Origin of the sequence: Streptomyces purpureus, assembly GCF_014648195.1 — a bacterium.
GTDB classification, from domain to species: domain Bacteria; phylum Actinomycetota; class Actinomycetes; order Streptomycetales; family Streptomycetaceae; genus Streptomyces; species Streptomyces purpureus.
The window spans coordinates 326,661-340,979 of the sequence record NZ_BMQQ01000003.1 but is presented as its reverse complement, the minus strand read 5'-3'; the positions used below and the strand labels follow the sequence as shown (position 1 = coordinate 340,979).

General features: G+C 68.5%; 12 protein-coding genes. 7 read left to right on the top strand and 5 right to left on the bottom strand.

Annotation, left to right across the window (positions count from 1 at the left end; all coding sequences use genetic code 11):
• Positions 1-19: 19 nt before the first annotated feature.
• On the bottom strand, positions 20-1,336 hold the full coding sequence (serS, locus tag IEZ01_RS07095) for a serine--tRNA ligase (protein ID WP_189200498.1): 1,317 nt from the start codon (positions 1,334-1,336) through the stop codon (positions 20-22).
• A 198-nt stretch (positions 1,337-1,534) separates the two neighbouring features.
• Here serS and IEZ01_RS07090 point away from each other — a divergent pair, with 198 nt between their 5' ends.
• Positions 1,535-2,557 carry an NAD-dependent epimerase/dehydratase family protein gene (locus IEZ01_RS07090; RefSeq protein WP_229832755.1) on the top strand — a complete coding sequence of 341 codons (1,023 nt, stop codon included), beginning with the start codon at positions 1,535-1,537 and terminating at the stop codon, positions 2,555-2,557.
• Positions 2,558-2,573: 16 nt separating this feature from the next.
• On the opposite strand, the gene IEZ01_RS07085 is transcribed toward IEZ01_RS07090, so the two are convergent.
• Complete coding sequence (locus IEZ01_RS07085; RefSeq protein ID WP_189200495.1) at positions 2,574-3,896, bottom strand: NsdA family TPR-like regulatory protein; 1,323 nt, start codon at positions 3,894-3,896, stop codon at positions 2,574-2,576.
• Positions 3,897-4,343: 447 nt separating this feature from the next.
• On the opposite strand from IEZ01_RS07085, the gene IEZ01_RS07080 reads away from it, so the two are divergent.
• The 5 genes from IEZ01_RS07080 (at position 4,344) to IEZ01_RS07060 (ending at position 8,162) form a co-directional block, all read left to right on the top strand.
• Positions 4,344-4,610 carry a hypothetical protein gene (locus tag IEZ01_RS07080; protein ID WP_189200493.1) on the top strand — a complete coding sequence of 89 codons (267 nt, stop codon included), beginning with the start codon at positions 4,344-4,346 and terminating at the stop codon, positions 4,608-4,610.
• Between the two features lie 213 nt (positions 4,611-4,823).
• Entirely contained in the window at positions 4,824-5,183 is a 360-nt protein-coding gene (locus IEZ01_RS07075) for a hypothetical protein (protein ID WP_189200491.1), read from the top strand.
• A gap of 4 nt (positions 5,184-5,187) precedes the next feature.
• Positions 5,188-6,489 (top strand): radical SAM protein, encoded by a 1,302-nt coding sequence (locus IEZ01_RS07070; RefSeq protein WP_229832753.1) that lies wholly within the window; start codon positions 5,188-5,190, stop codon positions 6,487-6,489.
• Positions 6,486-7,364, top strand: a complete 879-nt coding sequence (locus IEZ01_RS07065; RefSeq protein WP_189200489.1) for a radical SAM protein — start codon at positions 6,486-6,488, stop codon at positions 7,362-7,364. Before IEZ01_RS07070 ends, IEZ01_RS07065 begins: the two co-directional genes overlap by 4 nt.
• A gap of 15 nt (positions 7,365-7,379) precedes the next feature.
• Positions 7,380-8,162: a hypothetical protein gene (locus IEZ01_RS07060; protein WP_189200487.1), complete on the top strand. Its 783-nt coding sequence runs from the start codon at positions 7,380-7,382 to the stop codon at positions 8,160-8,162.
• Between the two features lie 67 nt (positions 8,163-8,229).
• Here the strand turns inward: IEZ01_RS07060 and aspS are convergent, their stop codons facing one another.
• The gene (gene aspS / locus IEZ01_RS07055) at positions 8,230-9,546 is read right to left on the bottom strand and encodes an aspartate--tRNA(Asn) ligase (RefSeq protein ID WP_189200485.1); all 1,317 of its coding nucleotides are present in this window, start codon (positions 9,544-9,546) and stop codon (positions 8,230-8,232) included.
• Positions 9,547-10,565: 1,019 nt separating this feature from the next.
• Here aspS and IEZ01_RS07050 point away from each other — a divergent pair.
• Positions 10,566-11,867, top strand: a complete 1,302-nt coding sequence (locus tag IEZ01_RS07050) for a hypothetical protein (RefSeq protein WP_229832752.1) — start codon at positions 10,566-10,568, stop codon at positions 11,865-11,867.
• Here the strand turns inward: IEZ01_RS07050 and IEZ01_RS07045 are convergent.
• Both IEZ01_RS07045 and IEZ01_RS07040 read right to left on the bottom strand, forming a co-directional pair.
• On the bottom strand, positions 11,797-12,639 hold the full coding sequence (locus IEZ01_RS07045) for a PE-PGRS family protein (protein ID WP_189200481.1): 843 nt from the start codon (positions 12,637-12,639) through the stop codon (positions 11,797-11,799). The genes IEZ01_RS07050 and IEZ01_RS07045 overlap by 71 nt on opposite strands.
• A 337-nt stretch (positions 12,640-12,976) precedes the next feature.
• Positions 12,977-13,801 (bottom strand): hypothetical protein, encoded by an 825-nt coding sequence (locus tag IEZ01_RS07040; protein WP_229832750.1) that lies wholly within the window; start codon positions 13,799-13,801, stop codon positions 12,977-12,979.
• Positions 13,802-14,319 lie beyond the last annotated feature (518 nt).

Below are 14,319 nucleotides of genomic sequence, written 5' to 3'. Positions count from 1 at the left end.
GGCCTCGGTCACGTTCTCACTAGTCATCGGTGCATCCTCCATGATCGGGAGTTACACCGAACGATTTACAGTCCCGGCGGAAGCCGAGGTACGGGAAGAGGGATTCGGGCAGGACGATCGAGCCGTCCTGCTGTTGGCACTGTTCGAGGAGCGCGGCCAGGGTGCGGCCGATGGGCAGGCCGGAGCCGTTGAGGGTGGCGACGAGCTTGGGCTTACCGTCCTCGCTGCGGGTGCGGATGTTCGCGCGGCGGGCCTGGAAGGTGCCGAAGTTCGAGATCGAGGAGATCTCGCGGTACGTGTTCTGGCTCGGGATCCAGACCTCGATGTCGTACGTGAGCTGGGCCGAGAAGCCCGTGTCGCCGGCGGCCAGCTTGACGACGCGGTACGCGAGGTCGAGCTCCTTCAGGCACGCCTCGGCGTGGCCGACCATCGTCTCCAGCGTGGCGTCCGCGTCCGCCGGGTCGACCATCTGGACGATCTCGACCTTGGCAAACTGGTGCTGGCGGATCAGGCCGCGGGTGTCACGCCCGTACGACCCCGCCTCGGACCGGAAGCACGGAGTGTGCGCGGTCAGGGCCAGCGGCAGGTCGGCCGGCGGGATGATCTCGTCGGCGTAGAGGTTGGTCAGCGGTACCTCGGCCGTCGGGATGAGGAACAGCTCACGGTCGGCGACGCCGGTCTTGAACAGGTCCTCCTCGAACTTCGGCAGCTGTCCGGTACCGGTCATCGTCTTGCGGCTGACCAGGTACGGGACCGCGTGCTCGACGTACCCGTGGCGACGGGTGTGGATGTCGAGGAACAGCGTCGCCAAGGCGCGCTCCAGGGCAGCGCCCGCCCCACGGGAGACGATGAACCGGGAGCCCGACAGCTTCGTCGCCCGGGCGAAGTCGAGGATGCCCGTGCTCTCGCCCAGGTCGACGTGGTCCTTCGGTTCGAAGGAGAAGGTCGGCGGGGTGCCGACGCGCCGGACCTCGACCGCGAACTCTTCGGAGTCGCCGTCGGGGGCTGCGTCGTCCGGCAGGTTCGGGATGGTCAGGAGCAGCTCGCGCAGTTCCTCCTGCACCCGCTCCTGCTCGGCGTCGATGTCTCGGATCTGGTCCTTCAGCTCGCGGGCGCGCTCCTTCAGCTTGGAGATGTCGCCGCCCTGCTTGGCCGTCTGCTGAACCTCGCTCGCCACCCGCTTGGCTTCCGCCCGCAGCTCGTCGGCCGAGCGGATGCTCTGGTTGCGCCGGGACTGGAGGTCTTCCAGCCGGGACAGGTCCAGGGAGTAACCGCGACGAGCGAGCCGGCGAACAGCTTCGGCACCCATTTCGATCAGGGCGCGGGCGTCATGCATGAGGGGGATCCTTTTTATCCAGCGAGTGGGATGGGGATTCCAGAGCGACGGTAGCAACAGCGACCCCTCGCTGATCCGGAATATCGCCGTGTGATCTCTACGGCGCAGCGCTACCGGGCCACGTACTGTCCAGATCCCGCCAGCCTCGACCAGGGCCGGGATGGTGCCCGCCTGGTGCTTCGTGACAGGGTCGACCCCATGCGGATTTTGGTGATGGGCGGCACCTGGTTCCTCGGCCGCGCGATTGTTGACGAAGCTCTGCGACGGGGCTGGGAGGTGACAACCTTCAACCGCGGCCGTTCCGGTGCGGTAGAGGGCGCCGACACGGTCCGCGGTGACCGGACTGACCCCGACGACGTGAAGCGGCTGGCCAGCCAAGGGCCGTGGGATGCCGTCATCGACACCTCCAGCAGCGACTTTTCGCCTCGTGATGTACTCCTCGCCACCGAGGCCCTGCGCCCGGTTGCCGCCCGGTGGGTGCACGTCTCCACGGTGTCCGTCTACCAGGGCTGGCCCCACTACCCGCTCACTGAGGATTCCCCGCTGCTGGAGTGCCCACCGGATGCTGACGAGTCGTTCGGTCACACCGGCGCCGACGGTAGCCCGACGAAGTACGGATTCCAGAAGGCCGGCGGAGAGGCCGCGGTGCGGACCGCGTTCGGGGACGACTCGGTGTGCGTACGGCCGGGGGTAATCCTGGGCCCCGGCGAGTACGTCGGCCGCCTCCCGTGGTGGCTCACCAGGGCCCATCGTGGCGGCCCGATCGTTGTCCCGGCGCCGGGCGAGCAGCGCATCCAGCCCGTCGACGTGCGCGACGTCGCCGTCTTCGCCGTCGATCAGGCTGCGGCCGGTACCCCCGGGCGGGCCTTCAACATCGCCCACCCCGAGGGCATCAGCTGGGCGGACTTCATCAGCGCATGCCTCGTGATCACGGGCGGCGTCGGCCGTCCGGTGTGGACCGACGCTGCGACTCTCACGGCGCACGACGTCAAGCAGTGGACGGAGCTTCCGCTGTGGCGTACCCATGCCGGCGTGTGGTCCGTCGACGCCTCCCGTGCCGCAGCAGCCGGGCTCCGGTGCCGTCCGCTCGCGGACACCATCGCCGACACCTGGGCGTGGATGCAGGCGGACGGACGACCGGTCGAGCACCCTAGGTGGTCCGAACACGGCGTGGACCCGGACAAGGAGGCCCGGATCCTCGCTGCCCTCGGCCATGTGTAAGAAGGGGCAGAGCGGGTCAGGAATCGATGGCGAGCAGTCCTCGCCCAGTACCCAACTGCCTCGGCGCTGAGCGGCGGCCGAACTCCTCGATCCGCTCGCCCAGCGTGACCGCCGCGCCCGCCCCCCTGAACGCGGGGGCGGTCAGCGCCCGCCTCAAGGTCCCGGTGCGCTCCAGCAGCCCCGCCACGCGTTGGTCTTCAGGGATCGCCCAGACCGTCTCCAGCGTCACTGTCGCCGCGTCCAGGTCGCCCCGCAGGAGCTGCGCGGCGGCGAGGTCGGCCGCGGCCTTCCCGCGCACCGACACCGACTGCCGGGCCGGCGGCCGGGACGAGACAAGAGCCAATGCCTGCTGCGCGGTGGCCTCGGCACCTACCCCGTCGCCGACGAGCAGGGCCGTCGTGCCGTTGGACATCAACAGCCGCTCCTCGCTGAACGCGAACTCACCGCCCACGCCGTCGTGCAGCTCGTCGCGCTCCCCTCGATCCTGCCGGGTCGATGCGACGAGCGCCTGGGTCGCCCGCTCGTGGTCCCCAAGGTGTCCATGGGCGCGAGCCTCGATGGACAGCAGCCGACGACGAGCCGTGTCCCCCAACCCGGCATAGGCCAACGCCGTCCGGGCCTGCCGTACCGCCTCCGACGGCCGCCCCGTGAAGTAGGCACAGATCGCCAAGGACCCGGTCGCGTAGGCGCGCAGCGGATCGAACCGAGCCATCTCCCCGTACAGGGCTGCTGACCGAGCAAGGCGAGCCGAGTCGTCCAGGGAGCCGAGGTCGAATGCGGCGGTCGAGAGCAGCGCGCACGCCTGCCCCGCCACGATCAGCAGGTCCTGTTGCTGGGCAGGCACCTGCGTCAGCCCCCGCTGGTGTTCCGCCTCGGTGCGGAGCACTCTGGCGCGCCGGAAGATGTCGAACGCGCTCACCGCCCCATACGAGCGGGCGAGGGCAAGAGCATCGTCGCGGAGCTGGTCGATGGTGGTGTCGGATACGGACTGCGCGGCGGCAGCACCGGCTTCATCTGCGGCGTCACGTGCGGTCATGGCGATGTCACTTTCGAGGTCGTACACAGCGGGAGCCCCCGACATGGTCGGGGACGACGCAGGTGGAGGACCGAAAAGGGCAACGGTCTCCACCTCGAACAGATGCTCAAGCACGCGGCATGTATCCGGTCCCGGAAGGGTTTTGATCCGGCCCGACGTCCACCGTCGGAACTGCGCTTCCGATACCGACAGGCCCGGTAAGCCGACCTGCGAAGCCGCCCGCGCGAAGGCGGTAGCGAAGTCCCGGTACCGCCAGCGTCGTTGCTGGACTAATACCCGCAACAGCGTGGCCGGATCGTGCATCGGTCGCTCCCTCAAAGTCAGGAGACGGGCCACACCGCCCCGTCCCTCTCCGTTGACTACCGGCCAACAGGCTTGATCTGCAACGGAATCCGCACACATGACATGCCGATGCCACCTCCATGACACCCCACACACCCCAGTGGGCACCAGATGACATCCGCCGCGTCATGGCCGTGACACCCGCACCGGAGCGACGCTTACGCCACCCCAAAGAGCCGAGCGAAGGGAACGGACCGTGAGCAGCCCCCGGCTTCCCCGCCGAACCCCCGGCGCGACCAACCCGCAGTACGAGGCGGCTGTAGCCGCGTACGCGGAGACCGACGCGGGCCCGCCGTCGGAGAGGTGCCACCTGCCGAGGGCGGCGGAGGCGTTCCGAACCGAGCACGCTGATCCCGCTACCTGGAACTCCGGCCAGTGCGATGCCTTCCTTGGCCTCGGGGGTGCCCAGTGATCACGGCCAACGACGCGAATCTCTGGGTGGCGGACGACCGTGGCCACCGGCTCCTCGGCCGAGAGGTCGCCCAGCCCTCCAGCGGACGACGCGGAATCGTCGGCACCGTCCTGATCTACATCTCGAAGACCACCGACAAGGTGGTCAAGAGGGTGGCGCACATGCGTCCGATGGACGACTCGGGTCGCGAGTGGACGGCGGATCCCGGATCACTCCAGCCCCTGCGCCCGAGCGCCTCGAACGTGGCGGCGGACACTCGGTGACCACTGTCCAGTCGGCACGGGGTAGCGGCACCCGGAGCTGAACAGACTTCCCGCCCGTTGCCGGCCAACCAGTCGACGACGCGCGGGAATCGGCGCCCCTGAGCGCCGTGAACCAAACCGGTCGGAGTGCCATACGGCAATCCGACCGGTGGCCAGCAGAGCGGATCAGAGCTGCCCAACCCGGGCAGTCACCCTTCCATCAAGGAGATCGGCATGCCGAAACCCAGGAAAGAGAAGCAGAACCACCTGATCTACGCGGACGTCGTGGACTCCAAGTCCAAGGCGGGCGTGTGGATGGGCGAGCGTGCGTCCTTCCGCGAGAAGCAGGGCCGCATCCTCGAGGCGCTCAAGGAGCGCACCGACTGGGTCGAGCTGAGCGACGCGATCATGGTCATCAGCACCGAGCCCGCCGGCCTCACGGTCATCGTGCCGAACCCGACGCTGCCCGGCGTCATCGTCCTCTCCGACGGCGGCAGCCCCGCGGCCTCGGCCCAGCTCCAGGCCGGCGCCGAGGAGCAGGTCCGCGCCGTGATGGCCGAGCTGGGCATCGCCGAAGAGGAAACGGCGGCCTGACCCAGTGGCCGCTCCCCTGCTGCTGTGGGGGAAGTACTTCCAGTACGACCGGGCCGGGGAGGCTGTCCTCCTCGACCCGGTCACCCTGGAAAGTGTGCTTCTCGACTCCGGCGAGGTCGCTGACCTCGCCGGGGTCTCCCCGACCGCGACCCATGAAGCCCTCGCCGGGCTCGGCTTCACCCAAGACGGCCCCGCCGCGGACCGCCGTGAAGCACTCCACAACCACCTTCACGCCCTCGGTTTCGACCCGACACCGCAACGGATCAGCGGGCTTCGGGTGGTCCTCACCGACCGCTGCAACATGGCCTGTACGTACTGCTTCGTCGACACCAACACCGGCAAGCCCGACATGACCGAGGAGGAGCTCGCCACCGGCCTGGAGTTCCTGTTCGAGCAGAACGCCGGCCAGGAGGAGGTGTCGATCCAATGGTTCGGCGGCGAGCCGACCATCCGCTTCGACCTCATGAAGTACGGCGACGAGCTCGCCGACACCCTCGCCGCCCGCTACGGGGTCGCACGCGTCCGCCGCACCGTCGTCACCAACGGCGCCCGACTCACGGACGAAGCCCTCGACCACTTCGTACAGCGCGAGTACGGGGTCGGGATCTCCATCGACGGCCCGCCCGGAATCAACTCCGCCAACCGGCTCCTCCTGGGCGGCCAGCCCGCCGACGACCGGATCCGCCGCAACGTCGGCCGCCTGATCGCGGCCGAGGGCCTGCACGTCGGCTGCAACCTCACCCCCACGGCCTCGAACATCGGGCGCCTGGCCGAGACCGTGCGCTGGATCATCGAAGACCTCGGCCTGAAGTTCATCTACGTCAACACCCCCATCCCGACGGGGGGTGAGTGGCGCGTCAACGGCGCGGACCTGGCCCGCGAGCTGTACGAGGCCCGCCTGACCGCGCTCGGCAAGGGCGGCATGCTCTTCTCCGTCCTCGACCGCGCGTTCCAGGCCCTCGACACCCGCCGGCCGATGCTGTTCGACCACATGCAGGGCGACCGCAGCCTGAACGCCGCCCTGCTGCCCGGCAACCGGGTCAGCGTGTGCGACATCAACTTCACCGAGCCCTCGTTCGTCCACACCGTCGACGAGCTCCGCCAGAACCCGGGCCTGCTGACCGTCGCGGCGAAGAAGGTCGCCCCGATCCCGGCGTGTGGCGACTGCCCGGCCCTGGCCATCTGCGGCGGCCCGTCCCGCAACGAGCAGGCCCTCATCGGCGGCGACACACCGGACCCGCAGATGTGCGCCTTCTACACCAGCACCGTGGCCATCGCGGTCTGGGACAACACGGGGGTGCAATGAGCGCGCCCGCCCGTACCGCGCTGGTCTCGACGGCCGGCCACTGCAAGGTCGCGTGCGGCTTCTGCTTCCGCGCCGACCGCGCCCACGGCTTCCTCACCATCGACACCTACACCCGGGCCCTGTCCCGGCTGAAGGAGACCGGGGTGGAGGGCGTCTGCCTGACCGGAGGCGAGCCGACCCACCACCCCCAGCTCCGGCAGCTCGTCCGCTTGGCCCACCAGTTCGGCATGGCGGTGTCCATGGTGACCTCGGCCCGCACCGAGGCCGAAGTCATGGCCCTCGCGGCGGTCGAGCACCTTCTGACCAACGTCACCGTCTCGGCCGATTCCGAGGGCGCGATGGCCCTTGGTCGGACGACCCGGACCGTGGCCTCCGCCGTTGCGACGCTGCTGGCCGTGGACGTTCCCGAGAAGGTCCTCCACTTGACCTATTTGGACGTGGCGGAGGAGGAGGCAGCGCAGATCGCCGGCCTCGTCGCCGGGACAGGCATTGAGGTCCAGCTCAGCCCCGTACTCCTGAACGAGCAGGGCTTGATCAGGGCCGGCGGATCGCTCCAGGACTCTGTGAAGCTCAGAGAGGCTGACACGGCGACCCTTGCCGGGCGCTTCCGTCTGTCCAACGCGTACCGGTCCTACCTCGATGATCTGCGTCGGATGCAGCTGTCCGACGACGAGGGCCATCCCTGCCGGTCAGCGACCCTCTACATGTCCGCCGGAGGCGAGATACGGCGTTGCCCCTACGGCGCGGACGGGGTCAGCGTCCAGGCCCCGCGTGCCGAGATCAGGGACTTCCTCGAAGCGCCGTCGAAGGACCGTGTCGGACCCGACTGCGCCGCCATCTGCCGCCCCGCGTCGCACGCCTGCGCGGCGGCCTGAGCCCAGGGAGCCATCGTGCACGCACCGGTTTCTGTCACCGACCCGCACAACTTCACCGCCTGCTGGAGGCAGCCGCCGAACTTTCGCCTGCACGTCCCGTTCGACTACCTCTTCATGCCCGCCATCGACATACTCGACCACATCCGCCAGGACGAAGAGGTGCGGTTCACCATCCTCGGCGAGGAGGACTGGCAGGTCCGCATGGACCGCACGGCCGCCTTCCGGACGGCCCCGGTCGAGGAGATCATCACCTGGCCCTTCCGCCTGGTGCACTTCAACCTCTCCCGGTTCTACGGCGAACTCCTGGAGGGTTTCCAGGACGAGGTCATGATCCCCTGGCGCACGTACCTCGCCTCCCAGGGATTCACCTGGCAGCGGTGCGCGCCCATCCTCTTCCTGTCCTCGCAGGGGGCCACCTCCACGTACCACAACGACAACTCGCACGGCCTCGTCTGGCAGGTCCACGGCACCAAGACCTTCCACAGCTACCACAACCCCGACAAGCACCTGTCGGCAGAAGCCGCCGTCATCGGCGAGACCACAGCCGAGGAACCGCCGGCCCACGACGAGACGGACCGGCAGTCCGTGACCATGCACCCCGGTGACCACCTGTGGAGCCACGCCCTGACCCCGCACTGGGTCACTACGGAGTCCCCGCTCGCGCTCAGCGTCACGCTGTCCCATGGCGCCCTGTCCCACCAGGGCCGCTATGCCGAGCGCGAGCTGGCTCTCCGGTCCCACTGGGACAAGAACCCGGCTGAGGCATGGACCCTCGACCTGGGTCACACTCGCTACTGAACACACCCCGCTGCCGCTGCCCCCACCGCCAGACCGGCGGCGGGGGCAGCGGTATATCCGGCCGCGGTCAGGGGGTGAGGCGGTTCGGCCCGCGGAACAGGAAGGCCGCCTCGCGGATGGAGTCCAGTCCGAGCATCACCATCAGGATTCGGCCCAGGCCAGCTCCGAGGCCACCGTGGGGCGGGCAGCCGAAGCGGAAGATGTTCAGGTAGTCCTGCATCGGCTCGGTGTTCATGCCCTTCTCCTCCGCCTGCTTCAGCAGGACGTCGGAGCGGTGCTCTCGCTGGGCGCCGGTGGTGACCTCCAGGCCCTTCCACAGCAGGTCGAAGCTGAGCGTCAGGTCCGACCGGTCCGCCGGGCGCATGTGGTAGAAGGGCCGGATGCTCGCCGGGTAGTGCGTGATGAACGCGAACTCGTGCCCGGTCTGCTCCTTCATGTGCGCGGCGATCCGACGCTCACCGTCCGGGTCCAGGTCCTCCTTCACCCCCTCCGGGTCCCAGCCGCCGGCCCGCAGGACCTCCTGCGCCTCGGCCATCGTGATCCGCGGGAACGGCGTCTCCGGCACGTTGACCTCGACGCCGAACACCTCGCGGATCCGTTCACCGTGGACCTCGGCGACCTTGGCGATGGCGTGGGCGAGCATCCGCTCCTCGAAGGCCATCACGTCCTCGACGTCGTCGATCCACGACAGCTCCACGTCCACGCCGGTGAACTCGGTCGCGTGCCGGGAGGTGAAGGACGGCTCGGCCCGGAAGACCGGCCCGATCTCGAAGACCCGGTCGATGCCGGCGGCCACCGCCATCTGCTTGTAGAACTGCGGCGACTGGGCCAGGTACGCCGACCGGTCGAAGTACCCGAGCTTGAACACCTCCGCCCCGGACTCCGAGGCGGTCCCCATCAGCTTCGGGGTATGCATCTCCGTGCAGCCGTGCTCCATGGCGTACTCGCGCAGCCCCTCTTCCAAAGTCGTCTGCACGGTGAACACGAGCTGCGCGGTCTCGCGCTTACGGACGTCGAGGAACCGCCAGTCGAGCCGGTGCTCGGGCCCGGTCTGCTCGTCGATCGGCAGCGGCGTCTCCGCCAGGTTCAGCACCTCGACTGTCTCGGGGACAAGCTCCAGACCGCCGAGCTTGACCTGGGCCGCGTCCACGACGCGCCCGGTGATCCGGACGGCGGACTCCGGGGTGAGGGACTCGAGGACAGCCTCCAGCGGGCCGCCGTCACGCTTGTGAGTCACCTGGACCATGCCGGAACGGTCGCGCAGGATCACGAACTGCATCTTCCGCTGCAGACGGAGCGCGTTCACCCATCCAGAGATCGAAACGGTCTGGTCGATATGACCGCGTAGGTCGGCGGTCAGCACGCGGGTCGTAGTGTGGATCATCGCAGCCCTCCAAGGGCGTCGTCATGATCCCTTGGGAGCGTGGGCGAGAAGGGTACTCGCGGTGCCACCACGCCTTTGCCACCGCCAGATAGCGGCGGCCTCATTCAGCCCGATGACGGCGGCAAACCGGCGGGGCATTGGGCCATAGGGCCGTTCCTCCCCGCGCTCAGGAGGGTCTTCACCTCGGGCGCGAGTCCGCCTTCCCAGCTACCGGCGGCTCTCTCTGCTCGCGTGATCCTTGGCTACTCGTCTCCGTCTGCGCGTTGCCCACGAGAATAGGGAGCGTGAAGGGCCCCTGCAACGCAATCGCGGTGACAGCAAAGACTTGGCCGAATGACGATCATCGACCGAGCTGCGCACACGCCGCTGTCCCCGGCATGTCGGCGACGGCTGAACTCGGGTCCTGGATCACTTTCCGTACTGAGCTGACGGACAGTCGCCGACAGGGTCGGGCGGACGCCGGGTCACGCGGCGAGGAGTACACGCTTGCGCAGGAGGACCAGAACCAGGATTCAGCCGCCGCCGGCATGGCCAGCCCGATCGTGGAGACGCTCGAGCAGCAGAATGCGGGAACATCACCATTCTGGTTGTAGGCGCTCGGTGGGACCGGTACGACGGTCACCATGTACCGATGGTCGCCGCTCAACGATCGACAGCTGGCCTTGCTCACTCGCATCGGAGAGGGAACGGATCCCGTCACCTCGGCAAGCCCGGAGCTCGCCCACACCGCCCGTGCCCTCAAAGGCCGGGGCCTCATCGCCATGCCCAAGCACGGCGGGAAGTGGCAAGCGGAGATCACCGATGACGGCCGCTTCTACCTGGAACACGGCCACCACCCAGACCGGCCCGAGCCAGCCCAGCGCACGCGAAGGCCGGCAGCAGCCGAGCCGAAGCCGAAGGTTGCGACACCGCCCCGTCAGCGGGCGACACCCCCGCCCGAGGCGAAGCCAGCGCCAGCGCGCCCCGCGAAACCGCCACGGCAGTCGCCGGTGGAAATCGGCACTGCTTTGATCGCGGAGGTGCAGAAGGCCGGCCGGTTCCTCCGGATCCCGGATCCGAACGCCGAGGAGCGGGCCCGCTATCGCCGGGCGTTCGACGCCGCGCGGCAGTGCGCGCCAAAGGGCTACCACCTGAAATACAGCGGTCGGGCGAAGGGAGACTTCTTCCTCGGCCTGCTCCGGGTGACGGGTGAGGACGACACCGAGTGGAACCGAATCCGCCTGGCGCGCAGCCGTGTGATCACCGACGTCGAGGACGTGATCGCAGCGGTCACCGCAGATCACAGCGCCTTCGAGATCTCGGACGAGGTCCTCCCACGGGTGCTTTCTCTCCTTCGGCTCCTCGCCGAGCAGGCCCTCGCGCGGCACGGCGATATCGCGGTGTCGAAGAAGCGTAGGCAGGTGCGGCCGCTGCTCACGGTCCACGGCAGGACGTACGAGATCAGCTTCAAGGAACGGCAGAAGCAGGTCCGGTACGTGCCCACGCAGCCGGGCCGGCGGACGTACGAATGGCAGCGGGTCACCCCGGCCCACCGGCTCGAACCGTCCGGCGAGCTGGAGCTGCAGGTGGCCCAGCAATCGGGGTACAGCTACGGCTACCGCTACGGCTGGACGAAGGAATGGTCCGACACCGCCAAGAAGCCGTTGGAGGACCAGATCGACGCCGTCCTCCGAGCGCTGAAGGCCCGCGCGGAGGAAGAGGAGCAGGCCCGGCTGGCGCGGGAGGCGGAACAACAGCGTCAGCGTGAGGAGCGGGAGCGGCAGGAGGAGGAACGCCGCCTGCGAGAGGCCCAGGAAGAAGAGGAGCACCGCCGGCGGAAGGCGGAGAAGAAGGAGCGCACGCGGCGAGAATGGGAAGCAGCGGTCAGCGTCGCGACGATCAAGGCAGTGGACGCCGTACGGGTCGACCGGTTCGGCACCGCCCTGGCGCAGTGGCGAGCCGCAGGGGAGATGCGGGCCTTCTGCGCCGCGCTCGACGAGGCCGCCTCCACCTCGGACGACGCCCACGAAGCCGAGCGACTGCGCGAGTGGTCTACGTGGGGGAAGGCGGAGGCCGACCGACTCGACCCGACCGTGGCCGGCAGGGCCCTGACCGCCCACAGCCTCCACGCGGAACCCACGGACGACCAGCTATGGCCCTTCCTCGACGGCTGGCACCCGCAGCGGCCAGAGAAAGAGAAGCCTCCGAAGCAGGAAGAACCCAAGGCGGAGGCCGAACCGCCCAAGCCGGAGCCGGAGCGGTGGCGCGGGTTCACCGACGAACGTCTGGACCAAGGCTGGAGATATGGACCCCGAGGTCGCGCTCAATGGTGGAGGCGATGACGCCGTGCCCACGGTCACGTAGGGCCTTCACCGACTTCTCCACGAGCTTCCCGAGCCGGACGACCTCCTCGCGCAGGGCGACCAGCTCGTCGTAACGCTCGGCCTTGTCCTGACCACACCACTCACGGACGGTCCGCAGGACGGCCGCTTCCGCGTCCAGCTTGCGGTCGTCCCGGCGGCTGTAGGAGTACCAGGAGGACTGCGTGCGCTCCTGGTCGATAGCCTGCTGCCTGCGGTCGACCTCCGGAAGGATGTCCTCGGCAAGACGGCCGGCCACGTGGCGTGCGATGCGCTCGGTGGCCGACCACCCAGCCAGACATCTGCCGTAGCGGTTCTCGTGGACCATCGGATCGCCTCGCAGCTCCGCGGGATCCATCTCGACAAGAGGAGCGCTGCCGTCGAGACTGCCCATCTCCAGGATCCCCGCGTCCGCGACACTACGCCGCAGCCGCAGCTTGCTCTTCGGACGGACGAACCCCAGGATCAACCGCGCGGCCTCGAAGTCGGCACTCCCCCGTACATGACGCGACGCCTCGGCCAGAGCGAGCTCGCTCGCGTCGTCCGCACGAAACGCCTCGACGTCCTCCCAGCGCGCCACGAGGGAAGCAACGTCGACCCACTCCTGCAGTCCGGCGTCGTCACCGTCGAGAAACCGCACGTGTAGCCAATCAGCCCGGCCACGACCGCCTACCCGTACAACCTCGACCCGACGAACCGGACCGCCCAGCTCCTTCGGCCTCGCTCGGTAGGCCCAGTGCTCACCCATCTCCATGTGTCCATTGAGCCAGGTCTGTCGATCCACCTGCCCGGCGATTGCCAAAACCAGCAGATGGAACTGAGCGCCACGGAGGTTTCCTCAGGGGCGATCCGGAGCCCAGTACCTCTGCCATCTGCAGTCGAGTGACGCGTTGACTTTTCTTGGCGGGTACTCAGCGTCCACACGTCCCGGGGTCGAGGCTGGCCGCGGCCGTTTCCCTACTCGTGCGTCTCCTTCCAATGCTCCCGATACCGCTGGCTGCCCTTCCCCAGGCCGTTCATCGCGCCGAGTGACAGCAGCGAAGTGAGCGCTCAGGCCGGCTTTCCCCCCGATCCGAGTTGACCATCAGCGGTCAGGTGCTCGCTGACCTATTCGCGTCCGAGCTGGTGGAGAGGCGAAGGATCTTGTCCCAGGTGACCACTAGCCCCGCCGCGGCGGCCGTGGCCAGAGCAACGCCCACAGCTGACGAAGCCAGGGCAAAGACGATGCCGGCGAGACACAAGGTGAACGCAGATCCTCGCAGCACCTGCTGCCGCCACGCTCGACGCTCCCGGTGGCTGTGCAACAGCCCGTCGGCAGATACGTCCCCCGGTGCGAGATCTTGCAGCCGGCCGCTGGCGAGCACTTTCAGGATTCGCTCCACTTCGAGCAGAGCACGCTTCGCACCGTCGATCCGATCAAGCTCAACCCCGTCCCGAAGTTCACGCACGAGGGCAGCGGCTGCTACGAACCGAGCCACGACCTGGGGCATGGGGTTACGGCCGTCAGGAAGCGCACGTTGCACGGCATACCTCTCCAGCGCGATGGCGAAGTCTTCCAACGCTTGGACTGCCGCAACGTGCGGAGAGTTGAAGGGCGACGCCGTCGGAGGCTCCTTCCCCGTTACCTCCAGAGGCTGGAGAAGTGCCTCATAGGCCCTACGCACCGTGACCGTCATGGCCTCGGTTGTCCACCGTTGCATGCCTTGGTTCGCGACAAGCGAGGCGATCACAGCAGTGATCAACATGGGCGTCACCAAGACCCCTATGGCGACGGCGTCGCGCCAGACGTGCCAGCTTGTGCGCTGGATGGCTGCGGCAAGGGCGCCACCCGCTGAGACGGACATCGCGACGGGGATGACCATCTTGAGGGCGAGTGCCCTCCGGGACGCCTGATACAGGACGTCTTCGCGCTGCAAGTAGTCCAGCGTCGGACGGTCTGGACGCGTCGCCAAAGGGCTGTCGCGGACCTGGCGCACCAGGTGAGCGCGGCGCCGTCTCGCGTGTGCTCGCGCGTGAGCCCAGCAGATCCGTTCCAGGAGCGTTCTGTTACGTCGGCGCTGCGACGTTGCCGTCATGGTCAGGGCCCATATCGACATTGTCCAAGCGGCGAAGATGAGCGCCCCAAACTCGGCTTTCGACACGTCCTCCCCCTCCGGAACATCGAGGGGCTCAGCCCCATCACAAGTCCCTATGCCCTGGGGAGGTTCACCAACGCCTCACTGTCAGCACGAAACCCTGTGCGAGCCGAGTACCCTCGATCCTGGCCGCCGCGGGCCCGTGACCAGCTACAGGATCAGGCTGCCGACCTGGCAGACGCCCCAGCTTCGTGGTCTCAGTTCTGGTCTCATTCGCCCCCGTCCGGGACCGTCCGGACGGGGCCGTCCCGAACGCTCCGCCGCAGGTCAGGACGCCTACGGCCCCGGCCGGACCCCCG